The organism is Gemmata palustris (assembly GCF_017939745.1).
Taxonomy (GTDB): Bacteria; Planctomycetota; Planctomycetia; order Gemmatales; family Gemmataceae; genus Gemmata; species Gemmata palustris.
The window spans coordinates 346,925-364,786 of record NZ_JAGKQQ010000001.1; the positions used below are offsets into that span (position 1 = coordinate 346,925).

Consider the following 17,862-nt stretch of genomic DNA (forward strand, 5'->3'; position numbering starts at 1 on the left):
CCGTCCTAACCCCGCTGCTTCCGTTGAAGCGGCTCGCAATGACGCTCGACGACTGGCTCGCTTGTTTTGACGATATCTGGACCCTTCCACTCGAACTCAGCGCATTTTCAGACCGAAAACTGCACTTACTCACCGCGGCGTTCTTGCGCCGCGTGTGGGACCGGTTGCCCTCGTACCATTCGCGATCCGCGGTCGAAGCCACCGAGAAGTTCGCGGACGGGGCCGTATCCGCCGCCGTACTCGCGTGGACGCGATCGCAAGCCGCGCGCGAATCCGGCGAAACGATATGGCTTGCGCCAGAATCTTTTGACGACTACGAGTTGATTAACCCGTGCCCGTGCTGCTCGCCGTGCGACCCGCGAGCGATTCGCTACGAGTGCCGGGTCGCCAAGCAGGGCGGCACCCTTGATGGCGTGTGGACCGGAATCTGCGACCCGGCTTCGGTCGCTGCGGGTGCCGCGTATCGCGCTCTCCAACTGGAGAACCCGGGCACCGCGTGGAACGACGCTCAGACGCAGCGGTGGGAATGGCAGAGCCTGTTCGCAACCGTCCGCGAGGTACTCGGCGAGTCGGAACCGGACGCCAACTGGCGCCGGTGGCGCACATCGGACGTGTTGGCACTGGCACACGGCATCTACGCAGAGCGCGCCTTCGACCGCTTGCCGATTCTCGCCGATGCGCTCCAGGACGCGGGGTGCGACGACGAGAGCGTTTTGTGGCATTGTCGGCGACCGGGCGGCCACGCGCACGGGTGCTGGGTCGTTGATCTCGCGCTGGGCTTCGCGTGATGTCGCTACACCACGCGCCCTTTTTGCAAGCGTAGTGTTTGCGTAACCGTGCGCGGGAGCTCGCTCAGCTCGTGCGTCACGAACAGCAGCGTCTGGTCGGGGCCGATTTCGGTTTCGAGCCACGCGCGGCAGCGCGCGGTCGCGGCCGCATCGAGCCCCTGGAACGGTTCATCCAGGATCACGAGCGGCGGGCGCTTCACGAGTGCCCGCGCGAGGAGCACGAGCCGCTGCTCGCCGGTCGAAAGGGTTTTGAACGCGCGCCCCGCGAGGTGCGTGATACCGAACGCCGCGAACAGGTCCTTCACGCGGGCGTTCTGTTCGGGCGTGGTGTCGTGATCGGAGACCGCGTCGAAGAACCCCGTCGCCGCGGCGCGGTCCGCGGTGAGCGGTTGGGTGAAGTACAGGTGGAACTCGGGCGACAGTAGCCCGACGTTGCGTTTCACGTCCCAAATGGTTTCGCCGGTTCCGCGGCGCCGACCGAACAACTGGATGTCGTTCGAGTACGCTTGCGGGTGGTCGCCGCACAACAGGCTGAGCAGGGTCGTCTTCCCGCTCCCGTTCGGCCCCAACACGGCCCACCGTTCGCCCGTGCGTACCGTCCACGACACGCGGTCCAGGATCGTGTGCCCCGCGTGCGCAACGGTCACGTTACGCAGCTCGATAATGGGTGGGGGGGAGGAACCTACCCCCCCGTCCCCCCTCCCTGAAGGGAAGGGGGAGAAAGAATGGTCGTGGCGTGTGGTCCCAATCTCTGAGGCTTCGCGCGCCTGCTCCCCCTTCCCTTCAGGGAGGGGGGACGGGGGGGGAGGTTGCCTTTGTTCCCCCTTCCCTGCCAGGAGGGGGTCGCAGGGGGAAACCGTGGGGGGGGCTCCCTCACAAGAGGCGATGGGGGCAGGGGGGGTAGGTCTGTCTTTTTCCCCCAATCTCAGTACGTTCGTGGTCCACTCCGGCGCCATGTCCTCGCGGCAAATCAGCACGAGCCGCTTCCCGTCGTTCACCAGTTCGTGCAGCAGCGCGGCGAGGTCGGCGCGCGCGGCCGCATCGAGCCCGATGAACGGGTCGTCGAGGACCAGCACTTCCGGTTTCGAGAGCATCGCGCGGGCGAGCCGGGACCGGCGCGTCTGGCCGTTCGAGAGCGTCATGAACGGTTGCGGGAGCAGGTCCGCGATTCCGAATCTCTGGCAGATCGCAGCGAGCTCGGCGCCGCTCGCACTGGTGCCCGTGCGCAAGAACTGTTCCAGCGATAACGGAGTTTCGCTGTCGGAAAATTCAAACCGCTGTTGGTAATAACGACCCGCGTATGAGAACAGCCGCGAGTCTTCCCGAAACGTAACGTGCGCAACCACCTGCGAGGGGTAATCGATCTTCCGCCCCTCCGCGCGGAGCCGGTCGAACAGCGGCCAGCGCAGGTCGCCGCCGTTGAGCGGGTGGCGCCCCAAAAGCGCTTCCGCGAGCGTCGTTTTGCCGCTCCCCGTGGGTCCGATCACGGCCCACGCCTCGCCCTCGCGCACGGTCCAATCGAAGGCGCGAAGGATCTCCCGTACCCCGCAGACGACGGTCGCGTGGGTCAATTCGAGTACGTTCTGTGAATCACTCATCGGGGTGGTATACGTCCCGCCGCTTCCCCGTACCACGGATTCAGCCAACTCGCTTCAATCGCTACAATCGAAACCACGCTACCAATCCGCACAGTCATTTCACGGGTCCGTATCGACACGGCCGGAACAAATTACATAAGCTTGAGAACCGGTAAACTCACTTGAGCCGTGCAACTTGATTCCGGGATCACCAATGCGGACCGACACCCGTCTTCGCGCGCATCGTCCCCGCGCCGGTACAACGCTCACGGCCCCCGCTCTCAGGCTCGAAACACTGGAACCGCGAGACGTCCCCGCGATCCTCATCCAGTTCGACTACAGCTACGATACCAGTGGGTTTTTCGCGAGCCACGCGGACGCCCGCGCGGTCCTCGAGCGCGCGGCCACCGACTTGGGTAACAGCCTCACCGCGAACCTCGCCGCGATCAACCCGTCCGGCTCGAACTCCTGGACCGCGACGTTCTTCAACCCGTCCGGCTCGGGCGAAATCTCGCTCTCGAACCTGAGCATCGGGGCGAACACGCTGAAGGTGTTCGTCGGCACGCGCACGACCGCGGGCTCGGAGGCCGGGGTCGGTGGGCCGGGCGGGTACCGCATTTCGGGCTCGACGGCGTGGTCGAGTTCGCTCCTGTCGCGGGGGCACAGCGGGTACGCGCCGTGGGGCGGGAGCCTCTCGTTCGACACCTCCGTGGGCTGGTACTTCGGTCAATCCGCCTCCGGGCTGACCTCGAACAAGGCCGACTTCTACACTGCCGCCACGCACGAACTCGGGCACCTGCTAGGAATCGGGACCGCGCCGCAGTGGACCGCGCTGGTCAGCGGGTCGACGTTCCGGGGGGCACAATCGATGGCCGCATACGGCGGCGCGATTCCCCTCTATACCGACGGCGCGCACTGGGCCGATGGCGTCACGGTCGGCGGTAAGGCGACCGTGATGGACCCGATTCTCCCGCAAGGGCTCCGCGTCGCGTGGTCCGCGCTCGACGCCGCCGCACTTCGCGACCTGGGCTGGAACACGACCGCGGCCTCGACCCCCGAGCCGACGGTGCCGCCCATCGTGCGCGTCCCGGTCGCGGGGACGCAGCCGATCGCGTTCACCGGGAACGCGGACGGCACGGTGTCGCTGTTCACCGTGTCCAACGGTGTTCTGACCGACACGGGTACGCGCTTAACTCCGTTCGTCGGCTACCGCGGCGCGATCCGCGTGGCGAGTGGCGATTTCAACGGGGACGGCGTGACCGATTACGCCTTCACCACGGGCGCCGGTCCGCAAACCGTTGTCGAAATCGTCAACGGCGCGGACGGCAGCCTGTTGATGGATCAGACGATCGTCTTCCAGGGGTTCACGGGCGGGCTGTTCCTCGCGGCCGGCGACATTGATCGCGACGGGATCGATGACCTTGTGATCTCGGCCGACGCGGGGGCCGGTCCGCACATTCAGACGTTCCGCGTGGTGGGCGGCGGGCTTCAACTCCAATCGAGTTTCTTCGCGTTCGATAACCCCGCGTTCCGCGGTGGGGCGCGCGTCGCGGTCGGGGACATCAACCGCGACGGGTACGCGGACGTGGTCGTCACGACCGGCGGCCAGGCCATCGGGCGGGTCGCGGTCTACAGCGGGTCCGATCTGCGTCGGGGCGCCGCGACGCGGTTGATCCCGGATTTCATCCCGTTCGCGGGGCTGTGGACGGGGTTGAACGCGGCCGTGGGCGACATGGACGGCGACGGGTACGCGGAACTGGCCATCTCCCCGGATCGCGGTGGTCCCGCGCACGTCAAGATCTGGTCGGGCGCGACGCTGACGGCGGGTTCCAGTGTGCAGGCCAGCGCGCTTCCGCTCACGGCGAGTTTCTATGCGTTCCCGCCGACCGACCCGAGTGGCGCGCGACTGGCGCTACGCGATACGAACGGCGACGGGCGCGACGAACTGTTTGCCGCTAGTGGGAACCGCCTCAATTCGGTGGCCCGCGTGTTCAGCTACGAGCAGGCGGTCGCGGGCGGAGCCGGGGCGCCGACCGCGCAACCGTTCAGCACCACCGTTACTTATGACGGCCTGTACGCCGGCCTGCACCTTGCGCCCGCAACCACATCCGACTCGGCTTCCTCTGAAACGACGAACAGCGGAGACGAACCTTACACGGTCACGATTCCGCCGGTAACGCACAAGTGTATGTGCGGGGCGTGCGCGGCGCTGGCCGCACTGACGGGAACCGAGACCGGCGCGGCCGCGCTGTTCTCATCGGTTCCTGTGAAGTGATTCGGGCGTGAGAATACACATAGCGCACAGTCCGATCGCACAGGGCTTCCGCCCTGTGCTACGAACGCCGGCCCCTCCGGGGCGGAAACGCATTGGAGGCGCAGGTCTTTGCCCCTGGTTTACTTCCGCCCTGTTCTTCCTTGTGCGTTCTTGCGATCCCTTGCGGTCGCGGCTCGTCCGGCACTCCGCAACCTACAGAATTTCGTTCGCGCCTTCGGCCAGAAGCATCGCGGCGAGTTCCTGACCGAGCGCGAGCGGGGCTCCCACGAGCCCGGTGTGCGTCGCGACGATTCGGCGCTTCCCGTCGCCCGAGAGCACGGCCCCGCGGACCGTCAGTACGCCGTCGAGCACCTTCGACGTGGTGCCGATGGGGACGAGGCACCCGCCCCCAAGCGCGTACAGCATCGCGCGCTCGGCCTGCACCCGGGCGAATGTCTCCGGGCAGCGCAACTGTTCAACGAGGCGCTTCGTCTCGGTGTCCTGCGCGCGACACTCCAACCCAATCGCGCCCTGACCCACCGCGGGAAGCATCCAGCTCGCATCGAGAATTTCGGTGATGCGGTCCGCAAGCCCGAGCCGCACGAGGCCCGCTTCGGCGAGGATGATCGCGTCGAGGTTCTGCTCGTCGAGCTTTCGCAGTCGCGTATCGACGTTCCCGCGGAGGTCGAGCAGGTTCAAGTCCGGGCGCTGGTTCAGCACCTGTGCCCGGCGCCGCAAGCTACTCGTGCCCACGGTCGCGCCTTGCGGTAAATCATCGAATCGCTTGTACTTCCGTGAAACGAAGGCGTCCCCGGTAGGGCCGCGTGCGGGCACCGCGACGAGTTCGAGGTGCGGCTCGGGGATCGTGGGGAGGTCTTTGAGGCTGTGGACGGCGACGTCCGCGCGCCCGTCGAGCAGCGCGTTCTGAATGGCCTTCGTGAACACCCCGAACCCGCCCATCGCGGAGAGCGCCGAGGCCTGATCGCGGTCGCCGTGCGTCTCGATTAGCACCAACTCGACCGCACGCGGTATCGCGACTGGACGCAGTTTGTCGGCGATGTGGTTCGCTTGCCACAGCGCGAGCGGGCTGCCGCGTGTACCGAGTCGAAGGGCAGCCGTACTCATGCGCTCGGTGCTCCGTTGGTCGTGAGCCAGGCGCGGAGCCGGGCCACCGCATCGGCGCGCGGCACCGTGCCCGTTTCCAGGCGCTGCTTTTCGTCCGCGTTGGTGTCGGCTTCTGCAATCGCGAACCACACCGGTCGCAGGCGCTCGGGGTCGTTGATGTCGCGCGGGAAGATGTGCCAGTGCAGGTGCGGCACCTGATTGCCGAGCAGTTCGTAGTTCAGTTTGTGCGGGCGGAAGCAGGCTTCGATGGCTTCGGCGAGCCGGGCCATTTCATCAAGGAACGCGGCGCGCTTCGGGCCGAGTTGACTGAGTTCGGTCGCGTGCTCGCGCGCGACGAGCACGCAGTACCCGGTGTAGTGCTGCCACGGCCCGAGGAGCGCGACAGAGTGCGGGAACTGCCAGACGATTTCGCCTTCCGGCCAGCCGATTGGGTCGGCGAGCTTCTGGCAGAAGGGGCAGTTCGGATCGTGTGCCATGCGGTTATCGTAATGGGGGCACGGAAAGAAGAAAGCCCCGGTCAATTGACCGGGGCTTTCATCATTGAACGTTCTTGTCAGCAGGTGGAGTTAGAAGTCGCCGCCGCCACCACCGAAGTCACCCCCGCTACCAAAATCGCCGCCCCCGCCGTAGTCACCACCGCCGCCGTAGTCACCGCCACCACCACTGCCACCACTGTAATCCCCACCGCCGTCGTAGTCGCCACCGGCTCCCGCGTCACCACTGAAGTCGCCGTCGCCGGCCGCGGTGTCGTTACCGCTGGTGTCGTTGTTCGAGTAACCGTCGTTCGCGTAGGCGTCGCTCCCGTGGCTGTAGTGGGTGCCGAACATACTGTCGTAGAGGTACATCCCGGCCATCGCGCCGAACAACCCGCCGAACAGCGCGGTACCGAACCCGCCACCGCCACCACCGCCGTACCCACCGCCACCGTAACCGCCGCCGCCCCCACCGGTGAGCGCGCGGATCAGGCCGGTGACCAGCCAGATGCAGAGCAGGACACACAGACCCAGGCAGATCCAGCCCCCGATGCCCATACCGGCCTTCTTTGGTGTTGAGTGAGTGGAGGCGGTTGTGCCCCCGGTCGTTCCAGCCACGACGGTGTCTTTGAGGTCGCTGATAACGTAATCAACGACGGATTGCAGGGCCTCGTCGCGCAGTTTGAACTGCTCCGTCTCCGGCTTATCCCTGGCAGCCCGGAGTGAACTGCCGAAGAACTCTCGCAGCTTCTGCTCGTTGTCGTTGGAGAACCCGCGGTCGCGCGTCGTCTTATCCGCGATCACCTGCACGTACCCGGGACTGCGACACACGAGGACATAAATTCCCTTGGCCTTATCGCCAGTTGCTAGTTCTTCGGCCCACTTGCGAAAGAATTTGCCTTCTTCGCCCTTTTCCGGCGCGGTCTTGCCTGCGGGGAGTGCGGAGTGCGTGTCAATGGTGAGCATCAGCCCGTGGTCGAACTGGGTGTTGCCCATTTTGGCTTTGGCTTTGTCGATGCCGCTACTCGTGAACAACGAGCCGCCGTCGTACACGTGCAGCGTGCCCGCTTTCGGCGCCGTCTTTGAAGCGAGTGCGGTGGTCGGGGGCGCGAGCAGCCCGCCGACCAGCACGGCCGCTGTCGCCAAACTCGTCGTCAATCTGTTCATTGCGTCTCCTTGTGGTAGCGGGCGGTGCATGGCAAGCAACCGGCCACAAGCTCCAGATCACATTCTACTTACTTGGCCGTTCCCTTCAGGACGCTCGACACGTAATCGGCGGCACCCGAAAGGGCCTTGTCTCGGATCTTGAACTGCTCCTCGTCGGACTTCCCGTCCTTCTTCGCCTGGCCCGCTTCTCTGAACGACGCCAGTAGGATGTCGCGGAGCTTCTGCTCGTTCTCGTTGGTGAACCCGCGGTCGCGCGCCGCCTTGTCCACAATCACGGTCACGTACCCGGGGCTACGGCACACGAGAACGTAGACGCCTTTCGCTTTATCCAGTGCCGCTTCGGACTTCGCCCAGTTCGTGAAGAATTTGGCCTCTTCGCCCTTTTCCGGGGCGGTTTTGTCTTTCGGGATCGTCGCGAACGTTTCAACTGTCAGCGCCGTTTCGCGCTCGAACACCGTCTTGCCCATCGCGGCCTTCGCCTTATCGATGGCGCTGTTAGTAAACAGCGATCCGCCGTCGTACACGTGCAGCGCGCCGGGCTTCTTCACCGGCTCCTTTTTCTTGGGCTGCGCCGAGACCGGGAGGGCGATCAGCCCGCACACCAGCACGGCGAAAACGGAACCGAGGCCGCCGACAACCTGAATCATCGGAACTCCTCAAGGTCGCGACGGTCGAACGACTCGTCGAGAGCCTGTCGCATTCTATCTCACCGCGTGCCGCGTGCGGCGGCAAATCGCTCCGGGTTTTGCGACCCGTATCATATCCTGAACGCATCGCGAGGATGAGGCCCCGTTGCCGTCCCGTCGTTTGTGTGGGCCTGAGTTGTATTCGCCGCACCCGGAGCAATCTTAACGTGTCCCGACTTCGCGCTACAACTATTTTGGCTGTCAGAACTTCCGCCGGGGCCGCGATCGGCGGCGACGGCCAAGTTACGCTCGGCAACATCGTCATGAAGGCCGACGCCCGCAAGGTCCGCAAGTTGTACGACGGGCAGGTGCTCGCCGGGTTCGCGGGCGCCGCGGCGGACGCATTCAGCCTGCTCGACCGTTTCGAGCAGAAACTCCGCGATTTCCAGGGCTCCGTGCCAAAGGCCGCGACCGAACTGGCGAAGGAATGGCGAACGGACCGTGTCCTGCGTCGGCTCGAAGCGATGCTCGTGGTCCTCGACCGTGAACACCTGCTGCTCGTGAGCGGAACGGGCGACGTGATCGCCCCGACCGACAACGTTCTGGCGATCGGGTCCGGCGGCCCCTACGCACTGGCTGCGGCCCGCGCGCTGATGGCGCACACGCAACTGAAGCCGGCCGAATTGGTGCGCGCCGGGCTGGAGATCGCCGGCGACCTGTGCATCTACACGAACCGTAACATTGATGTACAGGAACTTGAAGGTCTCAAGTCGTAAGGTCGAATGTCGTAAAGTCGCCACTGGCCGCGCCGGGCGGTGTGCAGGAACTGGTGTGATGTCCGCCCCGATCCCCGACGAACAAGCCGCACTCCTGGCCGCGATCGTCGCGGAGCCGGACGAAGACACCCCGCGCCTCGTCTACGCCGACTGGCTCCAGGAGAACGGCGACGGAGGACAAGCGCAGTTCATTCGTGCCTCGATCAAGTTATCCCTGATGTCCGAAGGGGCAGAAGGGTGGAAAGAATTACGCGCCCGGCTCCTCGGACTCGAAGGCGCGCGTGGCGAAGCTTGGATCAAAAAGGTCGGCTTGAAAGTAGCACCCTTGTCGTGGGAGTGTGCCGGATTCGAGCGCGGATTGCTCACAAAAGCTGCCTACAGGAACGTGGAGGATTTTGTCGCCGAAGGGAGAGTCCTTTTCGCCCGGTTGCCGGTGTGCAAGCTGACGATCTCGCCGGAATATTTTCTCCTTGACGGTATCCAAAAGCTCACCGCAATGCCCGAACTCGCAAGGCTCTGCTCTCTTTGCTTCAACGGTAGCCACCGTGTCTGCCTCTCTTTAGATGATTGGGAGGCGTTGATACACTCGCCGCATCTCTCTGGGCTGCGCGAGTTTTCCGCAACGGCCATCGCGCTGGAGGATGAACACCTGCTCGCTCTCGCCAATTGCTCGAACTTGACAGCCCTGACGATTCTTGACCTGTCAGGCAATCGGATGACCACATCCGACGGGCAACTGGCAATCCTTCGCTCGCCGCACCTGACCGGGGTCAAAAAACTGTCCCTGGCGAACGGCGACACGCCCGAAAACAGAGAACTGATTAATCTTGTCGTCGCCCGATTCGGAAGCGACGCTCCATTACGCAAAAGCGTTGCGGACCAGTAGTGACGCGAGACCGGAGATAGACCGTGGCTGATTCAATGACCCCGAAGCAGATCGTGGCCGAGTTGGACAAGTACATTGTTGGGCAGGCGGCCGCGAAGAAGGCGGTCGCGGTCGCGATCCGTAACCGCTGGCGCCGGCAGCAGTTGCCGGCCGACTTACGCGCCGACGTTACGCCCAAGAACATTATCCTCATCGGACCGACCGGTGTCGGCAAAACCGAGATCGCCCGGCGCCTGGCGTCACTCGTGGGCGCGCCGTTCATCAAGGTCGAAGCGACCAAGTTTACCGAGGTCGGGTACGTCGGGCGCGACGTGGAGAGCATCATCCGCGACCTGACCGAAGCCGCGATCGGCCTCGTGCGCCAGGAGATGCGCGTCACCGTGCGCGAGAAGGCACAGGAGAAGGTCACCGAGCGCCTGCTCGATCTGCTCGTGCCGATGCCAAAGAACACCCCGTGGGAACCGGAGCAGGAGAAAGAGGAACTCGAGCGCCGCCAGCGCACGCGCGACAAGATGAAGGCGAAACTCGAAGCCGGCGAACTCGAAGACCGCGTGGTGGAACTGACCGTGGAGCAGAAGGCCACGCCGGTGCAAATCTTCTCCAACCTCGGCATGGAGAACATGGACGTCGATTTGCAGGGCATGTTCGACAAGATGATGCCCAAGAACGCCCAACCGCGCCAGCTCCCGGTGAAGGACGCGCGCAAGGTACTCGTCGAACAGGAAACCGAGCTGCTCATCGACCGCGCCGCGGTGGTCGAGCAAGCGGTGGATCGCGTCGAGAACCACGGCATCGTGTTCCTCGACGAAATCGACAAAGTGTGCGGCCCGTCGGCGGGCAGCGGACCGGACGTGTCGCGCCAGGGCGTGCAGCGCGACCTGCTCCCCGTGGTCGAGGGCACCACCGTGAACACGAAGCACGGCCCGGTGCGCACGGACCACATCCTGTTCATCGCGGCCGGGGCGTTCCACGTATCGAAGCCCGCGGACCTGATGCCCGAACTGCAAGGGCGGTTCCCGATCCGCGTGGAACTCACCGACCTCACGAAAGCGGACTTCCTCCGCGTGCTCACGGAGCCGAAGCACGCGCTCCCGAAGCAGTACGCGGAACTGCTCAAGACCGAGGGCGTGGACCTGGAGTTCACCCGCGACGGGTTGGAGGCCCTGGCCGATATCGCGTTCGATGTGAACCGCTCGAACCAGAACATCGGCGCGCGCCGGCTCCACACGGTCATCGAGAAGGTCGTGGAAGAGGTGAGTTTCAACGGGCCGGATCTGGCCGACAAGCGAGTAGTAATTGACGGCAAGTTCGTCCGCGACAAGCTCGGCCCGATCATGCAGCGCGAAGACCTGAGCAAGTTCATCTTGTGATGCGTGCGGGTGGCCGGCCGGCGTGAAGATTCCCCAGGGGCGCTCGCGTCGCGATCGACCCTGGGCTGAGATGTCCAACCCCTTCGGGGTAGAAAGATCCAACTGTGTTGTGACTTGCCACGCCACCAGCCGGCTCACGCCGGCCGTTCGCCTTTGTCACTTGTTCTCGGCGTCGCGCGACCGGGCCGCGAGTACGACCGCGGCCTCGCCCGGAACCCACCAGTTATCGTCCGTGTCGAGCGGGGCCGTGCCGTGCCCGCCGTACTTCGGGTCTTCGCTCGACCAGATCGGGTACCAGTGTGAGTGCGCCTCCGGCGGTGCGAGCAGCGGTTCCGGGGCCGGGTCCAGGCGCAAATCGCGCCCGAGGTTCACGACCAGCAGCCGGTCCTGATCGCCGGGCACGAAGAACCGCAACACGAACGCTTCCGGCCCGAGTATCGCACCGTCCATGACCTTCGTGCGGAACGCGGGATCGATCTTGCGTAGTGCCAGTAAGTCGTGGTGCAGGGCGAGCCACTCCGGGCGCGAGTCGCGCTCCGCTCGATCCAGTTTGGACCGCTCGAACGTCTTCATGTCGGCCGGGTCCGGGACCAGACTCATCCCCTCCACACCGGCTTGGCTGCGGAACCGGCGCATACTGTCCCGACGCCCGTTGAAGACGGCCGCTGCGAGTTCCGGATGGTGATCGGCGAAGAACAGGAACGGCTTGGTGCTCGCGTACTCTTGCCCCTGGAACAACAGTGGTGTTGCGGGGATGAGCAGCAGGTACGCGGTCATCGCGCGGAACCGCGCCGGGCTGGTCATCTGGTTCACGCGGAAGCCGCGCCCGGAATTCGCCACCTGATCGTGGTTCTCCAGGAACGCGACGAACCGGTGGCGCGGGATGTCGAACGCCGGGCGCCCGCGGCGCCGGTTGTGCCACCGGTACTGCTGACCCTGGTACAAGAACCCCCACTTCGCCGCGCTCACGAACTCCTGCGGCGTGCCGCGGTAGTCCATGAAGTACCCCTCGTTCTTGCCGCTGAGGGCCACACGCGCGGAGTGGTGCAGGTCGTCGTTCCAGATCGCGTCCAGCCCGCACCCGCCGTTCTCGCACCCGCGGACGAGGTTCGCGTCCTGCGGTTCGTTCTCGCCCATCAGGAAAGTCGCGCGCCCGCGGGCCGCTTCCCGCACCCGGCGCGCGATCTCCGTGAGGATGTGCGTCGGCGAGTCGTCGAAGATCGCTTGCGTCGCGTCCAACCGCAGTCCGTCAATGTGGTACTCTTCGATCCAATACGCGGCGTTCGCGATGAAGAACTCGCGCACGGGGCCGGAGTCCGCGCCGTCGAAGTTGAACGGTTCGCCCCACTCGGTCTTGTGGATCGTGCTGAGGAACGCCGGGGCGAACTCGCGGATGTAGTTCCCGTCCGGGCCGAAGTGGTTGTAGACCACGTCGAGTATGACCCCGAGACCGTTCGCGTGGGCCGCGTTCACGAACCGGCGGAAGTCGTCCGGGGTTCCGTAGAGCCGCGTGGGGGAGAAGAGGCAGGTGCCGTCGTAGCCCCACCCGAACCGTCCGGGGAAGTCGGCCACCGGCATGACTTCGATGGCGGTGATGCCGAGCTGTGCGAGTTCGGGCAAGCGCGCCGCCGCGGCCGCGAACGTGCCCTCGGGCGTGTACGTGCCGATGTGCATCTCGTAGAGCACCTGGCCCTCGGCGGGCACGCCGGGCCAGTGAACGTCGTCCCACCCGAACCGCGTCGGGTCAACGACCTGTGACGGTCCGTGGGGGCCTTGTGGTTGGAACCGCGCGGCCGGATCGGGGTAGAGCGACTGCCCACCGTCGAGCCGGAACCGGTACCGCGTGCCGTCGCCCAACGCGGGCGCGAACCCGGAGAAGTATCCGCCGCCCTCGGCGCTCAGTTCCAGGTTCGGCCCGCCTTCGAGGACCACTTCCACGCGCGAGCGGATCGGTGCCCAGACGCGAAAGTGCGTCCCCTCGCGTGTGACTTCCGCACCCACCGGGTACCGCCGAACGTACTCAATTGACGACATCGCTTTCCTCATCACACGGACCGGAGCAGCGCCACGGGAAACGCTCCCAGCGCTGCCCCCACCGGCAGAGAACCGGCACGCGGTTCCACCACTTCACCCGTAAACACGTTCTCCCACCGCACCCCCGCGAACGCTTCCGGGAATGACAACGCGGTGTCGCCCCACGAACTCTGACCGGTCGGGAGGCGCGGGACAATCGCGGCCGCCGCGCGCCCACCGGCCGTGCGGAGGAATGCGAACACCCGGTCCGCGTGCTCGCCGGTTACGGCGAGCGGAACGTACTCGCCGCGGGCGAAGACGTCCGGCCACTCGCGCCGGGAGCGCAGTGCGAGAGCGGTCACAAACAGTTTCGCGCGTGGATCGGCGAGGTTCTCAGCGAGTTCGCGCGCGAGGCGGTTCAGGGCGCTGTTCGTAGTGATTCGCGCATCAACGTCGCGCAACCACTCCGCGCGTGCATCGTAATCGACCGGCCTGCGGTTGTCCGGGTCCACGAGCGAGAAATCCCACGACTCCGTTCCCTGGTACGTGTCCGGCACCCCGGGGGCCGTGCAGCGGATCAGCGTTTGTGCCAGCGAGTTGATACGTCCGAATCCCGCGACTCGCGCGGCAAACGCGCCCAAGTCGCGGAGGAACGCGCCGGACGAATCCGTGTCCAGTACGCGGTCGATGAACGTCGCGATCGCGGTTTCGTACTCCGGGTTCGGGTTGATCCAACTCGTGTGAACTTTCGCCTCCGCCAGTCCCTTCCGCATGTACTCGCGAATCCGCTGGCGGAACGAGTCCGACGCGCCCTCTTCGGAACCCGGCCACGCGCCGACGAGCGTTTGGTACAGGAGGTACTCTTCGTTCGCGTCCGGGGCGAGTGCGCCATCAACATCAATTTTGTGCGCGCGATTCAACTCGGACCAGTGCGTCACGCGCTCGGCCCATTCGTTCGGGATCTCGGACAGAACGCTGATCCGCGCCCGCACGTCTTCGCCGCGCTTGGTGTCGTGCGTGGACAGCGGCGATAACCCGCCGGGCGCTGGGGCGCGAGCGGCGAGGAAGGTGTGGACCGCGTCCGGCTTCCACCCGAACCGCCCCGGCTCGCCGCCCACTTCGTTGAGTGAAGTCAGCCGGTTGTACACGTAGAACGCGGTGTCCTCCACGCCCTTCGCCGCGACCGGTGACGTGACCTGCTGGAACTTACCGGCAAAGCTCCGTTGGAGGGCGCGGTACTCGGACGAAGCCGGGCCGCTGGGCGAATCCTTCAGGAGCACGGTGTCGCGAATGAAGTCGAACACCGCCTTGCCCAGAAGGGGGTTCCGCCGGTACGCCCAGCGCGTCGCCTTCCCGACAACGGCCTTGTCGGTGTCGGTCACGGCGTCGGTGACGTATGACCGGTACACGGGGAAGCACGCGATCACTTCGCGCAGCGCCTTGCGGATGCCGTTGAGCGTGAAGTCGCGGCTGCGCCGGTCGAGGCGCGCGACACGGTCGAGCTGGTGCGCGAGCGCGTTCAGTTCGCTCGCGAGCGACGATTGCGAGACCTGCCGCTTTCCGCGGTACACCATCTCGGCCCACGGGTCATCGAGCCCGGTGAACTGCTGGTAGAACGCCGTGAGCGGACCTTCTCCCGCGCGGTCAACGAACAAGCCGTTGATCGCGTGAATGAACTCGTAGCCGGTCGTTCCGGCACACGCCCAGTCCGTGGGGAGCGTTTCGCCGTCGCCGAGGATCTTCTCCACAACGACGTACAGCGGTTCTTCCCCGCCGCACGCGGACTGGAGCCGGTCGAGGTACTCTTTGGGGTCGAACAGCCCGTCCGGGTGGTCGATGCGGAGCCCGTCCGCGAGCCCGGACCGCACCCAGCGGAACCAGGTCGCGTGGACCGCGTCGAACACCTCCGCGTGCTCGGTACTGAGCGCGGCGAGGTCGTTCACGTCGAAGAACCGGCGGTAGTTGATCTCGTCGGACGCGACGCGCCAGAAGCACGGGCGGTACGCTTGCGCTTCGAGGAGCTCGTCGAGCGCGGCGAAGCTCGCCGGGTCGCCGGCTTTTCCCGCGAGCGCGACGAGTACGGTTTTGACCGCATCGGCCGCTTCCGGGAACCGCTCGGCGAGTTCCGACAACCGGCGCCGGATCGCGACCACTTCGACGCGCCGCTCGGCGATCCGCGCCGGGTCCGCCTCGGTACGGGCGGGCAAGTTCTTCACCGCGTGGAGGACGCTCGCCAACTGTATCGCGGAGGGGTGCTCAGCGCCGCACTGCTCGCGCACAAGAGCGGCCGCCGGCGCGAGCACGCGGTCGTAGGTGCGCGGATCGAGCGGGAGGTGGTTGTCGTGAACGCGGACGACGAACCCGCCGTTCTCGAACGCGGGCGCGAACTGTCCGGATTCGAGCACGGCCCCGTACTGGTCGCCCAATACGGGGAGCAGCAACCGGCCGTGCATCTGCGGGCGCGGCGAATCGTCCCACGCGATGTCGAAGTGCCCCGCGAACCGCGACGCCTGACCGTGTTCGAGCAGGTCCGCCCACCACGCGTTCCCGGCCGCCACGCACATGTGGTTCGGCACCGCATCGAGAAGGAGCCCCATGCCGCGCTCGCGCAGGGCGGCTCCGAGTGCCGCGAGGTCGTCTTCCGTTCCGACTTCGGGGTTCAGTACGGCGTGGTCGATGACGTCGTAGCCGTGTGTGCTCCCAGGGCGCGCCTTCAGGATGGGTGAGGCATACAGGTGCGTGACCCCGAGCGCGCGCAGGTACGGCACGATCGCGAGCGCGTCGCGAAGTGTGAAGTCAGCGTGAAACTGGAGCCGATACGTGGACCCGGGCGTGCGGGCCGCGTTCGCCGGCGGTTGCGTGGAAGTCATTGGGTCGTTTCGTTTTAAATCGTCGTCGATCGTAGTCGGAGGCGCCATTCTGCCTTATTCAGCGCGCGCTCGCACCGTTTAAGCTGCCATGACCCTAAAGGTTGCAAGTTGCGCGCCCGTATCGAGTCCGCGCCAGAGCGATGATCGCGATTTGTGTTATCGGACGAAACGGAAGGGACTCCGGCCGCTTGGACGAAAACTGAACACGCACCGAAAGGTCATTCGGTCAGATTGGGCAGCGGGAACTGAAGAACCAGCGCCGCGGATAACGCAGATAAACGCAGGTCCGAGATTAGAGAACCCAAGAACGTGTGAAGCGTTGGGTGCCGGAATTTTTTCGGATCAGCGTTTATCCGCGTTATCCGCGGCGCTGGTTCTTTTTCTGATGATGTCGAAATCCGAAATCTTAAATCCTGTCAAATTGCTCTTAACGTCTCGGCTTCGCGGGCTTTTCGGCTTTTCACTCCACGGCCTTATCGATCACCGTGCCGCCGACGTCGGTGAGGCGCTCGTCGCGCCCGCTGTGGCGGAACGTCAGCTTCTCGTGATCGAGCCCCAGCAGGTGCAGAATCGTGGCGTGGAAGTCGTTCACCGAAATCGGGTCGTCCTCGGTCTTGAGCCCGAACTCGTCCGTGGACCCGACGACGGTTCCGCCCTTCGCCCCGCCGCCCGCGAGCCACATCGTGTAGCCGAGCGGGTTGTGGTCGCGGCCCTTTCCGCCCTGGCTGTTCGGGGTGCGCCCGAACTCGCTGCACCAGACCACGAGCGTGTCCTTCAGCATCCCGCGCTGCTTCAAGTCTTTGAGGAACGCGGCGATCGGCTGATCGGTGTGCCCGCACATCTTCTCGTGGTTCGCGTTGATGTCGTCGTGCGCGTCCCACTGCACCACCACCGGCCCGCCACCACTGTAAACCGTCACGAACCGGACGCCGCGTTCCAGGAGGCGCCGGGTGAGGAGGAGGCGCGTCCCGAAATCGGCCGTCGCCTTGTTGTTCAAGCCGTAGGCATTTTTGGTCGCTTCCGTTTCCTTCGCGAGATCGACCGCGTCCGGCGCTTCCTTCTGCATCTTGAAGGCGAGTTCGTAGCTAGAAGCCCGCGCTTCCAACTCCGGGTCGCCGATCGATTGCGCCGCGTTGAGCTTCTGCACGAGATCGAACGCCCTGCGATTCTGCTCGGCGCTCGTGTCGGTGGGCGGCTTCAAGTTGATGATCGGGTTCGGTCCGCGCCGCAACAGCGTGCCCTGGTAGACCGGGGGGAGGAACGCGCCCGACCAACACGGCGCGCCGCCCTCGGGTACGCCCTCCGGCTGCGGCATCACGCAGTACGCCGGGAGATTCTCGCTCACACTGCCGAGGCCATACGTCACCCAGCTACCGAGGCTCGGCCAGCCCATCAGCGTGCGCCCGCTGTGCAGTTCGTACATCGCCGGGGCGTGAACGGTGTTGCTGCACCAGCACGAACGCAGAAAGCAGATGTCGTCGGCACAGGTCGCGAGGTGCGGCATGAGGTCGGAAATCTCGGTCCCGCTTTTGCCGCGCTTGGCGAACTTCCGCGTGCTCGGCAGGATCACTTCCTTCCCGGTGGTGAACTGGCTCTTGGGCCGCCCGGTCGATTCCGGGAGCGGCTTGCCGGCCCACTTCGCGAGCGCGGGCTTGGGGTCGAACAGGTCCATCTGGCTCGGCCCGCCGACCATGAACATGAAGACGACGCGCTTCGCCGACGCCGGGAAGTGCGGCTTCTTCTCCGCGAGCGGATTGCCCCCGGCGCGCGGGCCGTCGGTCCCGCGCGCCTCCTGCTGCAAGAGCCAGTTCAGCGCGATACCGCCCAGCCCGCCGCCGGAGCGGAGCAGGAACTCGCGACGCGACGAAGCGAGAGGAAAGTGCGTGTTCATGGTGCCAGCGTACCCGCAGCGCAGAAGTGCTGCAAGGACGTGCTGT

General features: G+C 65.5%; 13 protein-coding genes. 5 read left to right on the forward strand and 8 right to left on the reverse strand.

Annotation, left to right across the window (positions count from 1 at the left end; genetic code table 11):
- Nucleotides 1–38 precede the first annotated feature (38 nt).
- Nucleotides 39–788 (forward strand): hypothetical protein, encoded by a 750-nt coding sequence (locus J8F10_RS38220; protein WP_246522752.1) that lies wholly within the window; start codon nt 39–41, stop codon nt 786–788.
- A 5-nt stretch (nt 789–793) separates the two neighbouring features.
- Here J8F10_RS38220 and J8F10_RS38225 read toward each other — a convergent pair whose 3' ends face one another.
- A complete protein-coding gene (locus J8F10_RS38225; protein WP_246522754.1) occupies nt 794–2,386 on the reverse strand; it encodes an ATP-binding cassette domain-containing protein in 1,593 nt (530 codons plus the stop codon).
- A 193-nt stretch (nt 2,387–2,579) separates the two neighbouring features.
- On the opposite strand from J8F10_RS38225, the gene J8F10_RS01445 reads away from it, so the two are divergent.
- Nucleotides 2,580–4,640: an FG-GAP-like repeat-containing protein gene (locus J8F10_RS01445; protein ID WP_210651983.1), complete on the forward strand. Its 2,061-nt coding sequence runs from the start codon at nt 2,580–2,582 to the stop codon at nt 4,638–4,640.
- A gap of 192 nt (nt 4,641–4,832) precedes the next feature.
- Here the strand turns inward: J8F10_RS01445 and hemC are convergent, their stop codons facing one another.
- From hemC to J8F10_RS01465, 4 genes are all read right to left on the reverse strand, one after another.
- The gene (gene hemC / locus J8F10_RS01450) at nt 4,833–5,744 is read right to left on the reverse strand and encodes a hydroxymethylbilane synthase (protein ID WP_210651993.1); all 912 of its coding nucleotides are present in this window, start codon (nt 5,742–5,744) and stop codon (nt 4,833–4,835) included.
- A complete protein-coding gene (locus J8F10_RS01455) occupies nt 5,741–6,220 on the reverse strand; it encodes an HIT family protein (RefSeq protein ID WP_210651995.1) in 480 nt (159 codons plus the stop codon). The genes hemC and J8F10_RS01455 overlap by 4 nt, the downstream gene beginning before the upstream one ends.
- 90 nt (nt 6,221–6,310) lie before the next feature.
- On the reverse strand, nt 6,311–7,384 hold the full coding sequence (locus J8F10_RS01460) for a hypothetical protein (protein WP_210662333.1): 1,074 nt from the start codon (nt 7,382–7,384) through the stop codon (nt 6,311–6,313).
- Nucleotides 7,385–7,452: 68 nt separating this feature from the next.
- Nucleotides 7,453–8,031, reverse strand: a complete 579-nt coding sequence (locus tag J8F10_RS01465; RefSeq protein ID WP_210651996.1) for a hypothetical protein — start codon at nt 8,029–8,031, stop codon at nt 7,453–7,455.
- 206 nt (nt 8,032–8,237) lie between these two features.
- Between J8F10_RS01465 and hslV the strand changes: the two genes are divergently transcribed.
- The 3 genes from hslV to hslU are packed head-to-tail and all read left to right on the forward strand — an operon-like array spanning nt 8,238 to nt 11,042.
- Entirely contained in the window at nt 8,238–8,786 is a 549-nt protein-coding gene (hslV, locus tag J8F10_RS01470) for an ATP-dependent protease subunit HslV (protein ID WP_210651997.1), read from the forward strand.
- Nucleotides 8,787–8,844: 58 nt separating this feature from the next.
- The gene (locus J8F10_RS01475; protein WP_210651998.1) at nt 8,845–9,672 is read left to right on the forward strand and encodes a TIGR02996 domain-containing protein; all 828 of its coding nucleotides are present in this window, start codon (nt 8,845–8,847) and stop codon (nt 9,670–9,672) included.
- A 35-nt stretch (nt 9,673–9,707) separates the two neighbouring features.
- A complete protein-coding gene (gene hslU, locus J8F10_RS01480) occupies nt 9,708–11,042 on the forward strand; it encodes an ATP-dependent protease ATPase subunit HslU (RefSeq protein ID WP_210661704.1) in 1,335 nt (444 codons plus the stop codon).
- Nucleotides 11,043–11,198: 156 nt separating this feature from the next.
- Here hslU and treZ read toward each other — a convergent pair whose 3' ends face one another.
- From treZ to J8F10_RS01495, 3 genes are all read right to left on the reverse strand, one after another.
- Complete coding sequence (gene treZ, locus J8F10_RS01485; RefSeq protein WP_210651999.1) at nt 11,199–13,076, reverse strand: malto-oligosyltrehalose trehalohydrolase; 1,878 nt, start codon at nt 13,074–13,076, stop codon at nt 11,199–11,201.
- Nucleotides 13,077–13,087: 11 nt separating this feature from the next.
- A complete protein-coding gene (treY, locus tag J8F10_RS01490; protein ID WP_210652000.1) occupies nt 13,088–15,925 on the reverse strand; it encodes a malto-oligosyltrehalose synthase in 2,838 nt (945 codons plus the stop codon).
- Between the two features lie 460 nt (nt 15,926–16,385).
- Nucleotides 16,386–17,816, reverse strand: coding sequence for a DUF1501 domain-containing protein (locus J8F10_RS01495; RefSeq protein ID WP_210652001.1), 1,431 nt, complete (start codon nt 17,814–17,816; stop codon nt 16,386–16,388).
- Nucleotides 17,817–17,862 lie beyond the last annotated feature (46 nt).

Coding starts and splice junctions, on each gene's coding strand:
- J8F10_RS38220 (WP_246522752.1), top strand. CDS start 39: ATGACGCTCGACGACTGGCTCGCTTGTTTTGACGATATCTGGACCCTT.
- J8F10_RS38225 (WP_246522754.1), bottom strand. CDS start 2,386: ATGAGTGATTCACAGAACGTACTCGAATTGACCCACGCGACCGTCGTC.
- J8F10_RS01445 (WP_210651983.1), top strand. CDS start 2,580: ATGCGGACCGACACCCGTCTTCGCGCGCATCGTCCCCGCGCCGGTACA.
- hemC (WP_210651993.1), bottom strand. CDS start 5,744: ATGAGTACGGCTGCCCTTCGACTCGGTACACGCGGCAGCCCGCTCGCG.
- J8F10_RS01455 (WP_210651995.1), bottom strand. CDS start 6,220: ATGGCACACGATCCGAACTGCCCCTTCTGCCAGAAGCTCGCCGACCCA.
- J8F10_RS01460 (WP_210662333.1), bottom strand. CDS start 7,384: ATGAACAGATTGACGACGAGTTTGGCGACAGCGGCCGTGCTGGTCGGC.
- J8F10_RS01465 (WP_210651996.1), bottom strand. CDS start 8,031: ATGATTCAGGTTGTCGGCGGCCTCGGTTCCGTTTTCGCCGTGCTGGTG.
- J8F10_RS01475 (WP_210651998.1), top strand. CDS start 8,845: ATGTCCGCCCCGATCCCCGACGAACAAGCCGCACTCCTGGCCGCGATC.
- hslU (WP_210661704.1), top strand. CDS start 9,708: ATGACCCCGAAGCAGATCGTGGCCGAGTTGGACAAGTACATTGTTGGG.
- treZ (WP_210651999.1), bottom strand. CDS start 13,076: ATGTCGTCAATTGAGTACGTTCGGCGGTACCCGGTGGGTGCGGAAGTC.
- treY (WP_210652000.1), bottom strand. CDS start 15,925: ATGACTTCCACGCAACCGCCGGCGAACGCGGCCCGCACGCCCGGGTCC.
- J8F10_RS01495 (WP_210652001.1), bottom strand. CDS start 17,816: ATGAACACGCACTTTCCTCTCGCTTCGTCGCGTCGCGAGTTCCTGCTC.